This window comes from Pseudomonas sp. SED1 (genome assembly GCF_034044025.1).
Classification (GTDB): domain Bacteria; phylum Pseudomonadota; class Gammaproteobacteria; order Pseudomonadales; family Pseudomonadaceae; genus Aquipseudomonas.
This window is the reverse complement of record NZ_JAXCIS010000044.1, coordinates 91,599-109,719: the sequence shown is the minus strand read 5'-3', so window position 1 is coordinate 109,719 and position 18,121 is coordinate 91,599. Positions and strand designations below refer to the sequence as shown.

Annotated in this window: 12 protein-coding genes; 2 read left to right on the top strand and 10 right to left on the bottom strand. The window is 64.1% G+C overall.

Annotation, left to right across the window (positions count from 1 at the left end; all coding sequences use genetic code 11):
* Positions 1 to 3: 3 nt before the first annotated feature.
* Both recG and SNL23_RS05520 read left to right on the top strand, forming a co-directional pair.
* Positions 4 to 2,079, top strand: a complete 2,076-nt coding sequence (gene recG, locus SNL23_RS05525) for an ATP-dependent DNA helicase RecG (RefSeq protein WP_076013162.1) — start codon at positions 4 to 6, stop codon at positions 2,077 to 2,079.
* A gap of 213 nt (positions 2,080 to 2,292) precedes the next feature.
* Positions 2,293 to 3,693: an HDOD domain-containing protein gene (locus SNL23_RS05520; RefSeq protein ID WP_318301810.1), complete on the top strand. Its 1,401-nt coding sequence runs from the start codon at positions 2,293 to 2,295 to the stop codon at positions 3,691 to 3,693.
* Positions 3,694 to 3,840: 147 nt separating this feature from the next.
* On the opposite strand, the gene SNL23_RS05515 is transcribed toward SNL23_RS05520, so the two are convergent.
* From SNL23_RS05515 to SNL23_RS05470, 10 genes are all read right to left on the bottom strand, one after another.
* A complete protein-coding gene (locus SNL23_RS05515; protein ID WP_010168229.1) occupies positions 3,841 to 4,221 on the bottom strand; it encodes a hypothetical protein in 381 nt (126 codons plus the stop codon).
* A 125-nt stretch (positions 4,222 to 4,346) separates the two neighbouring features.
* Positions 4,347 to 5,270 carry a type VI secretion system-associated lipoprotein TagQ gene (tagQ, locus tag SNL23_RS05510; protein WP_076013164.1) on the bottom strand — a complete coding sequence of 308 codons (924 nt, stop codon included), beginning with the start codon at positions 5,268 to 5,270 and terminating at the stop codon, positions 4,347 to 4,349.
* A gap of 84 nt (positions 5,271 to 5,354) precedes the next feature.
* Positions 5,355 to 7,067: a formylglycine-generating enzyme family protein gene (locus SNL23_RS05505; protein WP_318301809.1), complete on the bottom strand. Its 1,713-nt coding sequence runs from the start codon at positions 7,065 to 7,067 to the stop codon at positions 5,355 to 5,357.
* A complete protein-coding gene (locus SNL23_RS05500; protein ID WP_318301808.1) occupies positions 7,060 to 8,244 on the bottom strand; it encodes an ABC transporter permease in 1,185 nt (394 codons plus the stop codon). Before SNL23_RS05500 ends, SNL23_RS05505 begins: the two co-directional genes overlap by 8 nt.
* Positions 8,244 to 8,948 (bottom strand): ABC transporter ATP-binding protein, encoded by a 705-nt coding sequence (locus SNL23_RS05495; RefSeq protein WP_318301807.1) that lies wholly within the window; start codon positions 8,946 to 8,948, stop codon positions 8,244 to 8,246. Before SNL23_RS05495 ends, SNL23_RS05500 begins: the two co-directional genes overlap by 1 nt.
* On the bottom strand, positions 8,948 to 11,965 hold the full coding sequence (locus tag SNL23_RS05490; protein ID WP_318301806.1) for a serine/threonine-protein kinase: 3,018 nt from the start codon (positions 11,963 to 11,965) through the stop codon (positions 8,948 to 8,950). Before SNL23_RS05490 ends, SNL23_RS05495 begins: the two co-directional genes overlap by 1 nt.
* Positions 11,962 to 12,681, bottom strand: a complete 720-nt coding sequence (locus SNL23_RS05485) for a PP2C family protein-serine/threonine phosphatase (RefSeq protein WP_318301805.1) — start codon at positions 12,679 to 12,681, stop codon at positions 11,962 to 11,964. The genes SNL23_RS05490 and SNL23_RS05485 overlap by 4 nt, the downstream gene beginning before the upstream one ends.
* A complete protein-coding gene (gene tagF, locus SNL23_RS05480) occupies positions 12,682 to 13,335 on the bottom strand; it encodes a type VI secretion system-associated protein TagF (protein WP_076013170.1) in 654 nt (217 codons plus the stop codon).
* Positions 13,332 to 16,832, bottom strand: a complete 3,501-nt coding sequence (tssM, locus tag SNL23_RS05475) for a type VI secretion system membrane subunit TssM (RefSeq protein WP_318301804.1) — start codon at positions 16,830 to 16,832, stop codon at positions 13,332 to 13,334. The genes tagF and tssM overlap by 4 nt, the downstream gene beginning before the upstream one ends.
* A complete protein-coding gene (locus SNL23_RS05470; RefSeq protein WP_318301803.1) occupies positions 16,829 to 18,118 on the bottom strand; it encodes a DotU family type VI secretion system protein in 1,290 nt (429 codons plus the stop codon). Before SNL23_RS05470 ends, tssM begins: the two co-directional genes overlap by 4 nt.
* Positions 18,119 to 18,121 lie beyond the last annotated feature (3 nt).

The following is an 18,121-nucleotide window of genomic DNA, read 5'->3' as shown; positions in this document are numbered from 1 at the left end:
GGTATGACTGAGCTGTCGCAGGTGTCGGTGACGGCACTCAAGGGTGTCGGGGAGGCCATGGCCGAGAAATTGGCCAAGGTCGGCCTGGAAAATCTCCAGGACGTGTTGTTCCACCTGCCCCTGCGTTACCAGGACCGCACCCGCGTGGTGCCCATCGGCCAACTGCGCCCGGGGCAGGACGCGGTGGTTGAAGGCACCGTCAGCGGCGCTGATGTGGTGATGGGCAAGCGCCGCAGCTTGGTCGTGCGCCTGCAAGACGGCACTGGCGGCCTGAGCCTGCGCTTCTACCATTTCAGCAACGCCCAGAAGGAAGGCCTCAAGCGTGGCACCCGCGTGCGTTGCTACGGTGAAGCCCGGCCCGGCGCTTCGGGGCTGGAAATCTACCACCCGGAATACCGCGCCATTACCGGCGACGAACCGCCGCCAGTGGACACTACCCTCACACCGATCTACCCGCTCACCGAAGGCCTGACCCAACAGCGCCTACGCCAGTTGTGCATGCAAACCCTGACGATGCTCGGGCCAAAAAGCCTGCCCGACTGGCTGCCCCAGGAACTGGCGCGCGACTATCAACTCGCACCGCTGGATGATGCGATTCGCTACCTGCATCACCCGCCTGCCGACGCCGATGTCGACGAGCTGGCCCTCGGTCATCACTGGGCCCAGCATCGCCTGGCGTTCGAAGAACTGCTGACCCACCAACTGTCCCAGCAACGCCTGCGCGAGAGCATGCGTTCCCTGCGCGCGCCGGCGATGCCCAAGGCCACACGTCTTCCGGCTCAATATCTGGCCAACCTGGGGTTTGCGCCGACGGGCGCCCAGCAACGGGTCGGCAATGAAATCGCCTACGACCTGAGCCAGAAAGAACCCATGCTGCGGCTGATCCAGGGCGACGTAGGCGCGGGTAAAACCGTGGTCGCCGCCCTCGCCGCGTTGCAGGCCCTCGAAGCCGGTTATCAGGTTGCACTGATGGCGCCCACCGAGATTCTTGCCGAACAGCACTTCATCACCTTCAAGCGCTGGCTCGAACCACTGGGCCTGGAAGTCGCGTGGCTGGCCGGCAAGCTTAAGGGCAAGAACCGCGTATCGGCTCTGGAACAAATCGCCGCCGGCGCCCCGATGGTGGTGGGCACCCACGCGCTGTTCCAGGACGAAGTGAAGTTCAAGAACCTCGCGCTGGTGATCATCGACGAACAGCACCGCTTCGGCGTGCAGCAGCGCCTGGCCCTGCGCCAGAAAGGCGTGGGCGGTCGCATGAGCCCGCACCAGTTGATCATGACCGCCACACCGATACCGCGCACCCTGGCCATGAGCGCCTACGCTGACCTCGACACGTCGATCCTCGACGAACTGCCGCCGGGCCGAACGCCGGTCAACACGGTGCTGGTCACCGACACTCGCCGGGTCGAAGTGATCGAACGGGTGCGCGGTGCCTGTGCCGAAGGCCGTCAGGCGTATTGGGTGTGCACGCTGATCGAAGAGTCCGAAGAACTGACCTGCCAGGCTGCCGAAACCACCTATGAAGACCTCACCAGCGCCTTGGGCGAACTCAAGGTCGGGCTGATCCACGGCCGCATGAAGCCGGTGGAAAAGGCCGCGGTGATGGCCGAGTTCAAGGCCGGCAATTTGCAATTGCTGGTGGCGACCACCGTCATCGAAGTCGGCGTCGACGTGCCCAACGCCAGCCTGATGATCATCGAGAACCCCGAGCGCCTTGGCCTGGCCCAACTGCACCAATTACGTGGCCGCGTCGGCCGGGGCAGCGCTGCCAGCCATTGTGTGCTGCTGTACCACCCGCCACTGTCGCAGGTGGGCCGCCAGCGCCTGGGCATCATGCGTGAGACCAACGACGGTTTCGTGATCGCCGAAAAAGACCTCGAACTGCGCGGCCCCGGCGAAATGCTCGGCACCCGCCAGACCGGCCTGCTGCAATTCAAGGTCGCCGACCTGATGCGCGACGCCGACCTGTTGCCCGCCGTGCGCGATGCCGCCCAGGCGTTGATCGAGCGCTGGCCGGAGCATGTCAGCCCGTTACTGGATCGCTGGCTCAGGCATGGGCAGCAATACGGCCAAGTGTGACGCTGACCCACCGTAGGAGCGAGCTTGCTCGCGAGAAACCTGAGCGCGCCGCGTTGAATCAGGATGCCCGCATCATCGTTAACGACCTTCGCGAGCAAGCTCGCGCCTACACAGGCCTGCAATAGCCGACAGTGTCACAAACCGCACTTAGACGACCCTCACTTGTATCAAGCTGGTTATACTCCAATGACTGTAGGAAATTGGATTCAGGCCATGTCAGAAGTTGCCCTCGCCACAGCCCCGCCGACCGCACCCTCGGTGATTCGGACGCTGCTTGCAAAGCTCGCCATCAGCTACACGGAAGTTGCCGAACGCCCTGGCCTGAACCCGGCACAAAAGGTTCAGGCAGTGTTGCTCGATGATGCCGTGGGTGCACTCATGGTGCTGTTTCCACAGAGTCAGCTGCTGGACCTCAATCGCCTGGCCGAGCTTACCGGCCGCCGCCTCACGGCCGTGTCGCCGGAGCGCCTCGAGCGCATGCTCGGCAAACACAGCCTGAGCCTGCTGCCTGGCCTGCCACCGCTCACCAGCTCGCCGTGCCTGTACGAAGAAAGCCTGTTGCGTGAGCCAACCGTGCTGGTGCACTCGGGCGAGGCCGGGCTGCTGCTGGAGATTTCCAGCGATGCCTTCAAGAGCATGCTGACCAAGGCCAGCGCCGCGCATTTCGGCGAGCCGCTGAGCAGCATCCGGCCGAACCTGGATCGCCCCAACGACGACCGCGAGGAAATCACCCAGGCAATGCAGGCGTTCACTGCCCGCCGTATCCAGCAGCGCCTGGAAGCGACCATCGAGATTCCACCGCTGGCCGACACGGCGCAGAAGATCATCAAGCTGCGGGTCGACCCCAACGCCACCATCGACGACATCACCGGCGTGGTGGAAACCGACCCGGCCCTGGCCGCCCAAGTGGTGAGCTGGGCCGCATCGCCCTACTACGCCTCGCCGGGCAAGATCCGTTCGGTGGAAGACGCCATCGTGCGCGTGCTGGGCTTTGACCTGGTGATCAACCTCGCGCTGGGCCTGGCCCTGGGCAAGACCTTGAGCCTGCCCAAGGACCACCCGCAACAGGCCACGCCGTACTGGCACCAGTCGATCTACACCGCCGCGGTGATCGAAGGCCTGACCCGCGCCATGCCCCGCGCCCAGCGCCCGGAAGCCGGCCTGACCTACCTGGCCGGCCTGCTGCACAACTTCGGCTACCTGTTGCTGGCCCACGTCTTCCCACCGCATTTCTCGCTGATCTGCCGGCACCTGGAGGTCAACCCGCACCTGTGCCACAGCTACATCGAACAGCACCTGCTGGGTATCAGCCGCGAGCAGATTGGTGCGTGGTTGATGCGTTACTGGGACATGCCGGACGAACTGTCCACGGCCCTGCGCTTCCAGCACGACCCGACCTACGACGGGCAATATGCGGAATACCCGAACCTGGTGTGCCTGGCCGTGCGTTTGTTGCGCAGCCGGGGGATCGGCTCCGGGCCGCATGAAGACATCCCGGACGAACTGCTTGAGCGCCTGGGGCTGACCCGGGACAAGGCAGAGGATGTGGTGGCTAAAGTGCTGGATGCGGAAACGTTGCTGCGCGAACTGGCGTCGCAGTTCAGCCAAGGCTAAAACCTCAGCAGATCAATGTGGCGAGGGAGCTTGCTCCCGCTGGGCTGCGAAGCGGCCCCGGCTTTTTTGGGAGTGCTGCGCACTCCAGCGGGAGCAAGCTCCCTCGCCACAACAAGCATTTTCACCGCATAAGTTGTGGTGCAGCCATCAAGCCTTCGGCTTTTTCTTCGGCTTCAAATACTTGGTCAACCCCTGGAACCAGATCACCAGCGCCGGGTTGCCCTTGATCTGGATCGACTTGTCCTGAATCCCCGTCATGAACGCCAGTTGCTTGTTCTTCGCCTGCATCGTGGCGAAGCCGTAGGCGGCGTCCTTGAAGGCAATAGCAAACGCAGGCGCGGGATGAACACCCGAACGGCTGGTGATGCGCTGGTCTTTGACGATGAAGTGACGAGCAACCTTGCCGTCGAGGGTCTGCAGCTGGAACGCCAGGTCCTTGTCACCCAACTGCTGCTGGAACGCAGGGTTGGTGCGGCTGGCTTTGCCCATCAACAGGCCAAGCATCCAGAGAAGAAAACGAAATTTCATGCACACGGCCTCAGTGTAATTATTGGGTGGCCGCAGCAGTTTAACGATTTGCGCAAATAACGCTACCGATCTCCCGTTTTAGCAGGAGATCGGCTGGCGTTTACCGCTTATAGCAACAACTTTGCTTAGACGTTAGGGCAAGGAACCGGTGCCCAATCCGCCAGGTTTGGATCGCGGCAAGTGCCTTCGATCTGCGCTTTACCGGCGCTGGCAACCTGCTTGCTTTCAGCTTGCTTGGTCTGGGCGGTCTGGATGGTTTTTTCGGTCGCTACGGCTTCTTTCGGCACGGTTGGCAGCACCGGCTTCTTCGCGACTTTTACCGGCTTCTTGCCTTTGGCTGGCGTCACCACCGGCGTGGTATCGGCAGTCGCAACAGTGACGACGTCGGCACGTTGTACGCCCACTTGTTGCAGATCCTGCTCGTACGCCTGGGTGTAGTTGTTCAGGTCTTCGCTGGCCTTGCCGTTTACCGCGACGATCAGGTCGTTGGACTCTTTCAGGCCCGAGACGATTTCTGCCAGGCGCTTGCGGCCTTCGGTGTCGTTAACGGTCTTGGCCTTGCGGTCAGCCACCAGCTTGGTGAATGCGCTCTGATAGCACTGCTGGGACGCCTTGGCATACGCGGTGCTGCGATCAATGTCGGAAGCGCGCTTGTTGACGTCAGTGGCGTAGGAGGCGATGCGCTGGTTGTCATCGGTGATCTGCTTCTGGCGCTCGGTGTAGTAACCCGCTGCACCACCGGCCAGGGCGCCGCCCGCTGCGCCGATCGCGGCGTTGCGGCCACGCTTGTCGGAGTCGCCGGTCAGGGCGCCCAGCAAAGCACCACCGGCCGCACCGATTGCAGCGCCGGTGACTACCGACTTGGTCAGGTCCGAATCGGTAGCGCGCAGGTGCTGCACCGGCTCGTAGCAGTTCGGGTAGTACTCGACCTTGGTGGTCGAGGAGACCTTGTTGGTCGGCGACGTTGCGCAACCAGTCAGCACGGTGCTGAAACCAGCTGCGATCAACAGCAGATGACGCTTGGAAACCGCCTTACGGGAAAAAATCATCGTTGTGTTCTCTTTTAAGTTTGACTTGCCCAGCACGGCCCACCGCCGCCTGAGTCCTTTCCAAGCTCGCCATACAACCAACGGTCAAGACCGCTGACCGCTCGCTGCGAGCAATTCCTTCAAAATCGTCGCCGGGTCGGCCCGCTGTTGCTTGCGGTAGTTGCCTACATGGCGAACGAATAACGTCGCGCGCGTCACCAGGCTCTTGCCCAGTACCGGCTTGCGATCCAACTCTTCCTTGATCCGTTGAAACTGCGCCTGGATCACGGCATCGGTGTAGCGCGTGCCGGTGGCCAGGTTGTCGATATAGATCGCGACCGCGCCATCCAGCGCGCTGCGCCCATTGGTGATGGCCGTGGCGAACAGCTGCGCGCTGGCTTCATCCTTGGCGTCGATGGCCTGCTGGCGGCTCTTCTGCAAATTGATCAGGCGGATGTTGTAGTTGTTGATGGTCTCGGCCACCAGGGCTGCAGACTGAATCAGGTTACCGGCCGCTTCTTCGCGCTGCTGGGCGATCAGCGAGACGTTGCGCTTGAGCTCTTCGTTGACCAACCCAAGTTCGGCTTGCAGGCGCGGGTCGACGCTCGCGGCGATGATGCTGTCCAGGCGCTTGGTCGGGTCCTGGGCGTCGTCGATGGCGTCGGTCAGCGAGGCCAGGCGGCCTTCTTTCTGCCACTGGGCGAACAGTTCCTTGTAGCGCGAGCGCGGTGCCGACAAGGCGCCAATCGCTACGCGAAAGCCGGTGGTCTCGTTGCTTTGTTCGGTGCCGTCGGCGGCGAACAACGGGTACTCGCGGCGCATGCCGGTGAACAGCGTGCCCTCGCCTTCCAGGTAGTTGCCGCCCTTGACCACGAACCCGCCATAGGCGCCCTGACGACGCCCGGCGTGCACCAGTTGAAAGGATTCCTGGACCATTTCCGCCGCGTTGCCGATCACATCGAACATGCCGATCGGGTTGGGCAACTTGGTGCCGATGGGCATCAAGCGTGCGGCCTGGCCGGTGCCACCGGCGACCTGATTGAACACCGCATAATCGGCGAGGGGGCCGTCGCTTTCGCTGCCCTCGGTGCGCCGTGGGAACAGCCGGCCTTCCAGGTCCTGACGGCTGACTGCCTGGCCGCCGCGTGCGGCAAACTCCCACTCCACCTCGGTAGGCAGGCGCACAAAACCGAGGCCGCCGTCATCCGCCGAAGCACCGCGACCACTCACCGGCAGCAGCTCGCGGTGATACTTCATCAGCCACGCGCTGTACACCGCCGAGAAGCGTTCCGCCTCAAAGCGCGACAGCTTGACCTTGGGCAGGCGCGCCGCCATGCCGGTGGGTACGTCACAGGCCGGGGCCGGCTCGCCACTGGCCAGGGACTGCGCCTGGGACATGACCTGCGCGTATTGCCGTGCGGTGACTTCGTACTTGCCGATGAAGTACAGCATCGGCTTGAGCGGGGTCTTGGCGTCGGTCTTGGGCATCAGCGGCGCGATGACCTTGTTCCAGTCCTTGGGCAGGTCCTTGAGGGTGAACTGGCCATTGATAAAGTCCCGGCGATAACCGGAAATGAACGACTGCTGGTAGCCCGCCTCGCCCTCGCTGAACGGGTAGCCGAGGCTGATCTCGCGGTCATCCAGGGTGCCTTGGGCCAGCACATAGGCGTAGCGGAACACCATGTTGCCTTCGCAGGGCAGCGGCAGGCTGACGTCGTCCGGCAACGGCTTGGGGTTGTCCAGCTTGTCGCTCGCCTCATCGGCCCAGGCCACGCAGGACAGGGTCAGCGCCACGGCGGCGCCCAGTAACTTATACATCTCTGATTCCTTCAGAAGCCTGGATCCGCGCCACACGCCAACCGCCACAGGCCGCCGCCACGGCGCTGACGCCAAGGACAGCGGCCAAGGCCAGGCCGTAGTGACGCGCCAGCAGGTGACTGGCGTACTCGCCCGGCACCTGCACGAATAATTGGTTCAGGCCGGACTGCGCCAGGCCATACAACACGCCACTCAATACAGCGGAAAACCCGGCGCTGTAGAGCGCCTGCAACACCACGAACAGCAACAGCCCGGCGGTGGAAAACCCCAACAGCCGCAACACCGACAACTCCCGACGCTTGCGTTCTACCGCTGCCAGCGCTCCGGCAAAGATCGCGGCAAACGCGCCCGCCAACGCCAGCCCGGCGATGATCCAGAACACGATCGACAGGTTGCGGCTCAACGACTGCACCTGGGCGATGGTCTGGGCCTGGGTCGACACCAGCAGATTCTGCCCGACGAAATACACCCGCAGCGGTTCCACATCCACCAGGCGCCGCGCATACAAGCGGAACGCCGGGTATACCCGCTGCTCGCTGACGCCCACCGCATCGCCGTCCCAGCCAAACGCCGGCACCGCGCGGCCATCGCGATAATCTTCCGCCGCTTCCAGCAAGCCCAAGGGCGCAAACAGTCCATCCCGGGCGAAGGCTTCCAGCGGCAATACCTGCAGCACTTGAACCCGAGTGCGCTGCGACTCGACCCGCCCCGCCACCTGGCGACCAAAAACCGCCTCCAGCCAATCCCCGGCCTTTGCCCCGAGCTTCTCGGCGGCGGTGTGGCTCAGCACGATTTGATCCAGGCCCTTGGGCATCGGCATACCGGCCAGCAATGGATCATTGTCGGCGGTCGGCAGCATCTCTACCGTCACGGCGCCCAACTGCGCCGTCGCCGCAATTTGCCGAGTGCGTGGCAAGGCAAACGCCACGTCGCCGCGCTGGCGGAGCTGCTCGACAAACTCACTGCTGAATCGACCACCGCCCAACGGAATAATTTCCCGGGTGGCCGGGTCGTTTTCCAAACGTTCGGTCAAACTGCTAACCAGTCCATATTTCAGGCCGAATAACACCAACAGCGGTGCGATCACCGCCACCAGCGCGAGCACCGAACACACCGACAGCCACGCGTCGTTGCGGTAATCCTGCCAGGCCAGGGAAGCCACCAGTGCGATACGCATCAGCAGGCCTCCCCGAGGGTCGCGGTGACGCCGCCGTCGGTGTCGCGACGGCAACTGATGCGCCGCACCTGCAAGCCACTGGCCCGGGCCAGGGGTTCATCATGGGTAGCGATCACGCAGCACGCGCCGTTATTCCGGGCCTGGGCCAACAGTGCCTGCATCACCCGCTCGGCGTTCAACGGGTCAAGCGCAGCGGTGGGCTCATCCGCCAGCAACAGCTGCGGACCGTGAGCCAGTGCCCTCGCACAGCTGACCCGCTGACGCTGGCCGACGGACAACGCCGCCGGTTTCTTATCCAGTTGATCAGTGATCTCCAACTGCTCGGCCAGCCGCGCCACACTGCTGTCATCCTTTAACCCCAGCAGTTGCCGCGACAGCGCAATGTTGCCGCGCACATCGAGAAAACCCAGCAGGCCGCCGGTTTGCAGCACATAACCCAGGTGCCGACTGCGCAGGTCCGCCAGCGCGCTTTGCTGGTCGCCGCGCCAGAGCCCGGCGATGTCGACGCGGTTGAAATCGAACTGCCCGACATGATCCGGCGCCAACACCAACGCCAGCAAATCCAGCAAGGTGCTCTTGCCACAGCCGCTCGGCCCAACCACCGCCAACTGTTCACCCGCACGCAGTTGCAGGCCCGGAATCACCAGGCTATAGCGCTGGGCACCAACGCCCCGGCTCTTGTGCACTGCGCTCAAGTTCAGCATTACGGCAGCGTCGACAGCGGCACGCGGTACAACGCATCACCCGGCTCGGCATCGCCGAAACGGACCCAGTTCGCCACGTCGTTGTGGAAGGTCTCGTAGAGGCGGATCTTCGAATCCAGCTCGTCGATAAAGTCTTCCTGCTCGGCCACGCTCAACGACAGCCACAAGTCCTGGGTCATGTTCAGCGACTTGCTGCGGTACGGCAGGCCTTCGAGGTATTCGCCAAGAATGCCGCCGTCCGCCAGGTTGCCGCCTTTTTTCAAGGCCTGTGGATCGCGGCTCATGTAGGCCGAGGCGCTGGCGATTTCCTGGAAGAAATCCTTCGGTGAGGTCTGGGTTTTACGCGCCGCGTCGACGATCAGTTTCAGTGACTGCTGCAAGTCGTTGAGCTGCAATTTGGTCAACATCACGCACACCTGGAAGGCCGGCAGTGCGGTGTTGGTCAGGTCGCGGTCGGCGGTCCAGGCACTCACCAGTTGCGGCGCCTGGCTCGCGGTTTTGCGGCCGAGAAAATCCATGTGCATCGCATAACCGACGGCGGCGGATTTGTCCGCCAGGGTCGGCGCGGTGCTGAGCAGCGGCACCGGCTGCGGCGTGTTGCTGCGCACCTGATGCACCAGGTTGGCGAACACCGTACCGATCTCGTCGACACGCTCGCCGAACTTGCGCACATCGCCACCGGGCACCGGCGTGTACAGGTCGCCGATCTGCGGGTTGGCGTCGGCGGTGAGTGTGCGGTACTGGGTTTCGGCGCCGCTGTGGGTTTTCTTGCCGGCGTCGGTGCGCAGGTGCAGGGCGTAGATCTTGATCTGCTTGCCCAATGCAGCCTGACGTACTTCGGCTTCGTTCATCTGGGTGGTGGCGAACGGGTCGTTCTTGCGCAACGCACCGGCGTCGGTCACCAGCAGGATCAGGCGCCCGCCGTAGCCGGACCAGTCCATGCCCTCCACCGCCTGCATCACACCGGCGAACGCGTCTTCGTTGAACGAGTGGCTGGACACAGTGGACGCCTTCACCTGCCGCGCCATGTCGAGGAAGCGTTGCGGGTCGCGGCCCTGGTCGAGGCTGATCAGGGTCTTGGCCACGTATTCCAGGCCCGGGGTTTTCTTGATGCTGTTGCGAAAACCCACCAGGCCGAAGCTCACGCTGTCCAACTCACCACGTTCGGCAATACGGGTTTGCAGTTCGTGGACCACGTCGCGGACCTGATCGATATACGGCTGCATGGACACAGTGGTGTCGACCACCAGCACCACGGCCGTACGGAAGGCATCGGCGTTGGCGTCGATCACCGGGGTTCGGCCGACGGCCTTGGCAATGGTGTTCGGTGTGCTACCGGGGTCGATGGAGGCGACGTTGAGCAACTGCACCGGCTGGCCGTTTTCGTCGAAGCTCTCTTTGGAGTCGAAGATCGGCAGCAGGTAGAACTGGTTCTGCGGGACGGCGCTGGCGGTGGGTTCCAGGGCCAGCACTTGTTGGTTGTCCTCGCTGTTTTTCTGCACCTTGAGCAGCAGGTTTTTCGCCGCCGCCGGATCAGCCAGCAGCTTTTCCACTTCTGCGGATTGGCGCAGGAACATCACCGGCGCCCGGCCCGATCGCTCGGTGAACTTGAGCACCAGGCTCTGCTTCCAGTCGCTGACTTGCGCCGCCGGCAACCAGCCGTCGCTGCGCCCGTCGGTGGCAGCGCCAACCCGCAGCCACAGGCTGCCGTCGACGTCCTTGCGCTGGTAGACGTAGAGCACCGAAAACGCCGGCAAACCCTCGCCTGCCGTGCCGCCCGCGTCACTCGACAATTTCGCGCCGGGCTTGCTCAGTACTCGCTGGAACAGGGTTTTCTTGCCTGCCATCAGCAACGGCCGTTGGCCGCCATCGGCCTGCGCCGTAACCGGTTGCGCGGCAGGCGGCGTGGCAGGCGGCGTGACGGCCTTGACCGCGTCGGCAACCGGCGGCGCGGCGGGTGCGTCATCTTTCAACCACCAGTAACTCGCGCCACCAATCGCCAGCGCGACCGCTACGGCAACCGCTGCCAACGCCATCATCGGCCCACGGTTCTGTTCGGACACGGCGGAGTGTTGCGTCGGTGTTACCACCGGCTGGCGCACGGGTTGTGGCTGCGGCTTTTCAGTCGGAATTTCGATTGATACCGGCGTCAGTCCGGCCAGGTCATTCGTGCCCGAAAGCGGAATCGGCAGAGGCCGAATCAACGTCGCCTCGACCTGCTCTTCCTTCGGCAACTGATCCAACGCCCGCAACAACGCCGCCGCATCCGGGAAACGTTCCGCCGGGTCTTTGGCCAGCAGCTTGCGCAGTACCTCCTGATAACGCCCGTGATGCACCGGTAATTCCGGCAGCGGTTCAGTCAGGTGCGCCAGCGCAGTGGAAAGCGCATCGGTACCGTTATAAGGCAGCTTGCCCACCAGAATTTCGTAGAGCACCACGCCCAACGCATACAGGTCGGCGCGGCCATCAATCTCCTGGCCCCGCGCCTGCTCCGGGCTCATGTAGCTCGGCGTGCCAACGGCAAATCCGGCCTGGGTGAACTGCGTGCGGTCATCCAGGGATTTGGCGATACCAAAGTCCGACAACACCGCCGTGCCATCCGCGCGGAACAGAATGTTCGCCGGCTTCACGTCACGGTGGACCAACCCCTGGGCGTGGGCATAGCCCAGCGCCGACGCGATCTGGCGGATATACGTCAGCCCCTGCTCCGGCGTCAGGCCAGCGGCGATGCGCTCCTTGAGCGTGCCATTGGGCAGGTATTCCATGGCCATGTAATACAGCTCACCGACATTGCCGATGTCATGGATGGTCACGGTATGCGGGTGGGACAGGCGCGCCAGGGTCTTGCCTTCGCGCAGGAAGCGTTCGCAGAAGCTCGGGTCGGCCGCCAGCGCCGCCGCCATGATCTTCAACGCCACCTTGCGCTCCAGGGACCGCTGGGTCGCCAGGTACACGCTGGCCATGGCGCCAACGCCAATTTCGCCTTCGATGTCGTAGCCGGGAATGACGATGTTCATGTCGACACCTTCACAACGATGGCGGTGATGTTGTCCGGCGCGCCGCGATTGAGCCCCAGGTGCACCAGGCTGCGGACGATTTCGTCGGGCTCGGCATGGCTCAACACTTCGCGAATCTCGTGGTCCTCGACGGTCTTGTTCAAGCCGTCGCTGCACAGCAGGTAACTGTCGCCGGGGGCGATCAACAGGTCGACAGACGACAACGCCAACTGCGCTTCCACGCCAATCGCACGGGTGACGATATTCGCCCGTGGATGCACCCGGGCGTCGGCTTCGCTGAGCAGGCCGCTGTCCTGCAAATCCTGTACGTAACTGTGGTCGCGGGAAATGCCTTCCAGCACGCCGTCCCGCAGGCGATACAAGCGGCTGTCGCCGGCCCACAAGCACACACCGCGCAAGCCTCGGGTGGCGAGCAACACCACGGTGCTGCCCATCATGCTCACGCCACGGTGGGCGGTTTCTTCGCGCACCGCGCCGTTGACCCGCAACAGGTCGCTGCGCAACGCCGCGGTGTATTCCTCAAGGGAACGGCCGACGGGAATGCTGCGCAGGCTGTCGACGATCAGGCTGCTGACGTAGTCCCCTGCCGCATGCCCGCCCATGCCGTCGGCCACCACCCACAGGCCGTTTTCCAGCAGATCGAGGCAGGCGTCTTCATTGACTTGGCGAACCATGCCGACATGGCTTTTGCTGGCGGATTTGAACGTGGACCGCATCTACACAACACCTTCTTGGCCAAGCAAAAATTGCGCAAAATCGTCGGCGGCAGGCAGGCCCTGACACCGCAATAAACCGGGGGAAATCTGTTGCGAACCACGGCCCCACCACAGGCTCGCGCCTTCGCAGGCCTGTTCGGCAAGCGCAGTCATCCGCGCTTGCGGGTCTGTGGCAGCGACGCGTTGCAGGCCGGCAAAGCGGCTACCCAAGGTGCGTGGTTGGCAGGCTGGAGCGCCGAGGGATTCGATCCCGTCGCTGAAACCTTCGAAGGTGGCGCCGGCATCCAGCGTGCTGAGCAGCAGTTCTTCCACCTGTTCAAACCAAGCGTCCGGGCCGCTGACGACGGAGGCTGGGTCGCTGTCGTGATCCAACAACGCAGCCACGGTCAGCGGGAAATAGCGCCCTACCCGGTCGATGCTTGGCATCACCACGCCCACCGCCGCGTCCGGCCCGCACACACCGGGTGCCAACACGAAGCGCCACAACGGGCTGACCAGGTAAGCGTTCAACCAGTCAGCCCCAAGGCGGGTCTGGCTGGCGAGTAATCCGGACGCCAGCCAACTGTCCCAAGGGCCGATAAAGCTCTGCGGCAGCGCGCGGCTGACAAAGTCGCCGCGGCTGGCCAACTTGCCGTAGAAACCCAGCGTGGTCATAGCCGCTCCGGCAGGCTGAAGCCGTTAAGCACGCGGCTCTTGAACGGGTTGAAGGCGCTGTTGGCCCGCAACTCGTAGGAGATGCTCGCACCGTCGACCCGCAGGCGGAGGTTGAAACGGTCCGGCGAATTGCCAGCGGTCAGGTCGGACTGTTCCAGCAACCGGAACCACGCCCACGGGCCATCCAGCGTCACACCGGAGCGCCGACTGGCCGACGGCGGCATGATGGAGATGCGCACCACGCCAATGCTGCCGGGGTTCGGCCACTGCATCGCGACCGGGCGGCTCGGGCCGTGGTCGTAGCTCAGTTGCTGGCCGTCCAGGTCCAACAGGAACTGGGTGATGGTCGCGTCCATCGCCACCGGCTTGAGTTCAAAGCGCACGATCGGCTGAGTGCCACCGGCGCGGAAAAACGCGTCACGAATGGTTGCCGCGCGCTGGAAGGTTTGCAGCACGCCCGGCGCGATGCCGAGCTTCTGCGCCGCGCCCGGCTGCCAGCGCCAGGTTTGCGTGGAGGTGTCGACGTAAGGTTGCAGGTACTTGCGGAAGTAGTTGTCCATCACCCCGCCCACCCCAAAGAACTGCCCGAAGTCATCCAGGGTCGCGTCCCGCGCACTGCCAGGCGACATCGGATAACGCCCGGCCAGGGACTGGCGATACACGTTCACCACTTCACTGACCCACGCCGCATTCAACTGGTTACGCACCCCGCCCATCATGCTGTTGGTGGTGGAGTTGACCACTGACTTGACCATGCCCTGCACCAGCGGCGGCTGGCGTTCGGCATTCAGGCTGACCCGCGTGGCCGCAGCCGCTGCCTGGTTTTTCGCTTCGCCGAGCAACGCATCGCCGCTGGCGCCGACCATGGCGCTGACCTGCACATACAACGCATTCATGTCCGACAGCAGGCCATCAATGGCCGCCGGTTCGCCTTCGTTCTTGCTGACGATGCTGTTGAGTTCGGCGAAGTGCGCGGTCACCGGATCTTCACTGGCCGCTGGTGCATTCGCGGTTGGTTGGTCCTGGCCAAGCAGGCTGCCGAGACGTTCCTTGAGTTTGTCCACGCCACCTTCCACCGGCGCGCCCTTGGCGGCCAGCAGGCGTTCTTCCGCTTGCAAGTCGGTCTCCTTGGAGACCGCCACCAGCAGCTTCTTCAGCGGCGAGGTCGGCCCGGAAATCACCCGCAAAACGTCGGCCGCCTGGGCCACGCTGGTGATCGGCACAAAGTCGATGTCAGCCAGCAAGGCGTCCCACTGGCGTTGATAGTCCTGGAAGTACAGGCGACGCACGTCGGCCGCGAGGCTGACCACGTTCTGTTGATCGGCCGGCTCGCGGCCCAGCACCCATTGCTCTTCAGCGAGGGTGCCGGTCTGGTTCAGGCTGGTCAGCAGGAAGCCCTGGCGATAACCCTTGGCGGTGAAGAAGCCGCTCAACGGCTCGCCCAACGGCTTGCCACTTTTGCGACTGAACACCAGCGCGGCGTCGCGGCCCGCCGCTTCGTTGATGCGAAAGTCCGGCACGCCTTCCGGCAGTTTCTGGCGCTTGATGCGGTCGTAGACACGCTGGGCCACCGGCAGTTGCTGCAGTTGCCGACGCAGGTCGTCGATCAGGCGCGGGTCAAGCCGGGCGCTGGGCGGATGCCGCTCGAACAAGGCCTGCAAGTGCCCGATCAGTGCCTGGCGCTGGTCCGCCGGCAGGTCGCGCGGCAGGTTGCGGTCCCAGTCCAGGGCGATCCAGGCCTTGATGAAGTCCGGGTCGTAATGCTCACTGTCAGCGAGCATCAGGTAGGCCTTCAAGCCTTCATAGAGGAAGTCGGAATTGCCGCCGCCGTGCAGTTGCTCTTCGATGCGCGTCACCAAACGGGGCGCGAACACGGCGATCAACAGCTTGCGGTAGACGCTGGCGGATTCGGCTTCGAGCATGTCGCCCTGATACAGGCCCAAGCCTTCGGACCAGCTCGGCGAGTCGCCCGCCAGGTTCTTCACGGCGTTGAGCAACGGCAATACCGCGAGCACTTCGCGTTGCGCCGGGCTCAGGTTCTGCACGGTCTGGCCCAGCGGTGCGACCTTCTGGTCAACCTGGGCGATGTAGGCCTTGTTGGCGCGATAACTCACCCACCACAGCGTGCTGACGACCAGCACCAACGCCACGGTTGCGGCCAGCACGCCACGGGCAATCCACTTGCGGCGGCGCTCGACCTTCGGGTTGACGCCCACCAGGCCACGCTCGGCAAACGCCACGGCGGTGAACAGTTTTTCGATGAAATAGCTGCGCCCGGTGCCGGTCTGGCGCGCCAGGTGCTGGCGGTCCAGGTTCATGCTCTGGGCCATGGCGCCGATCAAGCGGTCAATCGGGCTGCCTTCCTGGGTGCCGCTGGTGAAGTACACGCCGCGCAGCAAGACGCGCTCTTCAAAGGCGTTGGGCTTGAACACGCCTTCGAGGAAGCCTTGCAGGCAATCCTTCAACGCGCCGAACTGCTGCGGGAAGCCGTAGATCAGGTCGCGCCGCGCCGGGTCGCGTTCCTGTTGCAGGCGTTCCACCAGGCGCTCGTTGAGCCGCTGTTCCAGGCCGGCGAATTCGCTTTGCAAATGAGCCAACGGGCTGTCGCTGTTCTTGCCGTCGTCCAGGGCGAAGGTCATGCCCCACACCTGGGCGCGTTCTTCCTTGCTCAGGTTGTCGAAGAACTCCATGAAGCCCGGCACCAGGTCGAGCTTGGTCAGCATCAGGTAGATCGGGAAGCGCACGCCCAGTTGGGTGTACAGCTCCTGGATGCGCAGGCGGATCGCGGCGGCATGGGCGGCACGCTCGGCGTCGCTGCCCAGCAGCAGGTCCGAGAGGCTGATGGCGATAAACGCACCATCAATCGGGCGCCGGGAACGCTGCTTTTTCAGCAGGTCGAGAAAGCCCAGCCAAGCGGCTTTATCCACCGTGGAGTTGCTGTCCTGGGTGGTGTAGCGGCCGGCGGTGTCGAGCAATACGGCCTGGTCGGTAAACCACCAATCGCAATTGCGCGTACCGCCCACCCCCCGTACCGCACCGGCACCCAACTGCGCGGCCAAGGGAAAGTGCAGGCCGGAATTGACCAGCGCGGTGGTCTTGCCCGAGCCCGGCGGGCCGATGATCACGTACCACGGCAGCTCATACAGGTTGCGGCGCTCGTCACCGCCCAGCTTGGCCTTTTTCAACAGGGCCAGGGCTTCGTCCATGCGCTGGCGCAGGGTCGCCAGCTCTTCGGCGGTGGCGACACTGGCAGGGTCTGCCGGGGTTTCTGCGGCAAGGCTGCGCATCACTTCGGCGGCCTGGCGGCGGGCCTGGATAATCCGGAACACGCGGTAGGCAATCCACACCGCGAACACCAGGATGATCAGCGCCCAGCGGCGCCCTTCCGGCACCAGCACATCGAGCAACGGCCCCACAAACCAGATGATCAGGCTTAAGGCGATCAGACCCAACAACGGGATCACCCAGCGAATCAAAAAACTGAAAAACGCCTTCACTCGACCCCCTCCGCCAATACGGTGATTTCTACCCGGCGATTGCGCGCACGGCCTTCAGCAGTGGCGTTGGTCGCCACCGGCTCGGTGTCGCTACGGCCCTCGGCGCTGAAGCGTTCCGCCTGGCCGGTCTTGGCCGCGAGAATCTCCAGCACCGACTTGGCCCGCGCCTCGGACAGCGCCCAGTTGGACGGGAAACGCAGGGTCGCAATCGGACGGTTATCGCTGTGGCCGGTAACGCGCACCTGGCCCTTGACCTTGCGGATGGCGTCGGCGATGCGCAGCATCAGCGGCTGGAAGTCATCGACGATGCTGGAGCTGGCCGAGGCGAACAGTTCATCGCCACGGATGGTCACCACGGAGCGGTCGACGGCATCTTCCACAGCCACGCGACCGGCCTTGATGTCTTCCACCAGGAAGCCCGCCAGGCGTGGTCGCTCAATGATTTTCGGCTGGGCGACTGGACGGTCGATGGCCTGCACCGGGATCTCGCCCAGGGCATGAATATTCTTGAACACCGGCTCGGCATCCGACGCCAGTTTCATCCGCAACCCGAACAGCAACGCCAGCAACAGCGCCACGCCGATCGCCACGGCGATCCACGGCGGCATGAATTGCGCCAGGCGATCACGGGCCACGGTGACGCCGCGCCAATGGGGCGACAGCTCTCGCTCATGCTCGCCACGGGCACTGCGAATCGCCGCCGCGGTACGCTCGCGCAAGGCTTCCAGCTGGCTGCGGCCGTCGTTCATCACGCGGTAGCGACCTTCGAAACCCAGGCACAGGCACAAGTACAGCAGTTCCAGCAGGTACAGGCGTTCCCGCGGGCTTTGCAGGCAGTGATCCAGCAACTGGAAGACCTTTTCGCCGCCCCAGGCTTCGTTGTGCACGGTGATCAGCAGGCTCTGCTTGCCCCAGTCACTGGCACTGCCCCACGGCGTACTCAGCACGGCTTCATCGAGGGCGGTGCACAGCGCGTAACGCGCCAGCAGCACTTCATTGCGGGCCACGCCGGCGGCCTCGGCACGCTCTTCAAACTGGCGCAGGTAGGCCAGCAATTGCGCGCGCAGGCTCGACGGCGCCGGGTGGGAAATGGTGTTGCGCAGGCGTGTCAGCAGCGACAGCAGCGGGCCGGCGGCGCTTTCCAGTGGGTTCAGGCCTTGGGCCTTGCCGGTCAGGATCGGCGCGGCACGCATCGACAGCGGCGCCGTCTCTGCGCGAACCGGCTCCGGTGCGCGGCCACCCGGGCGCGGCATGAACTGGGTGCGGTCATCGTCATTGGGATGCATCGC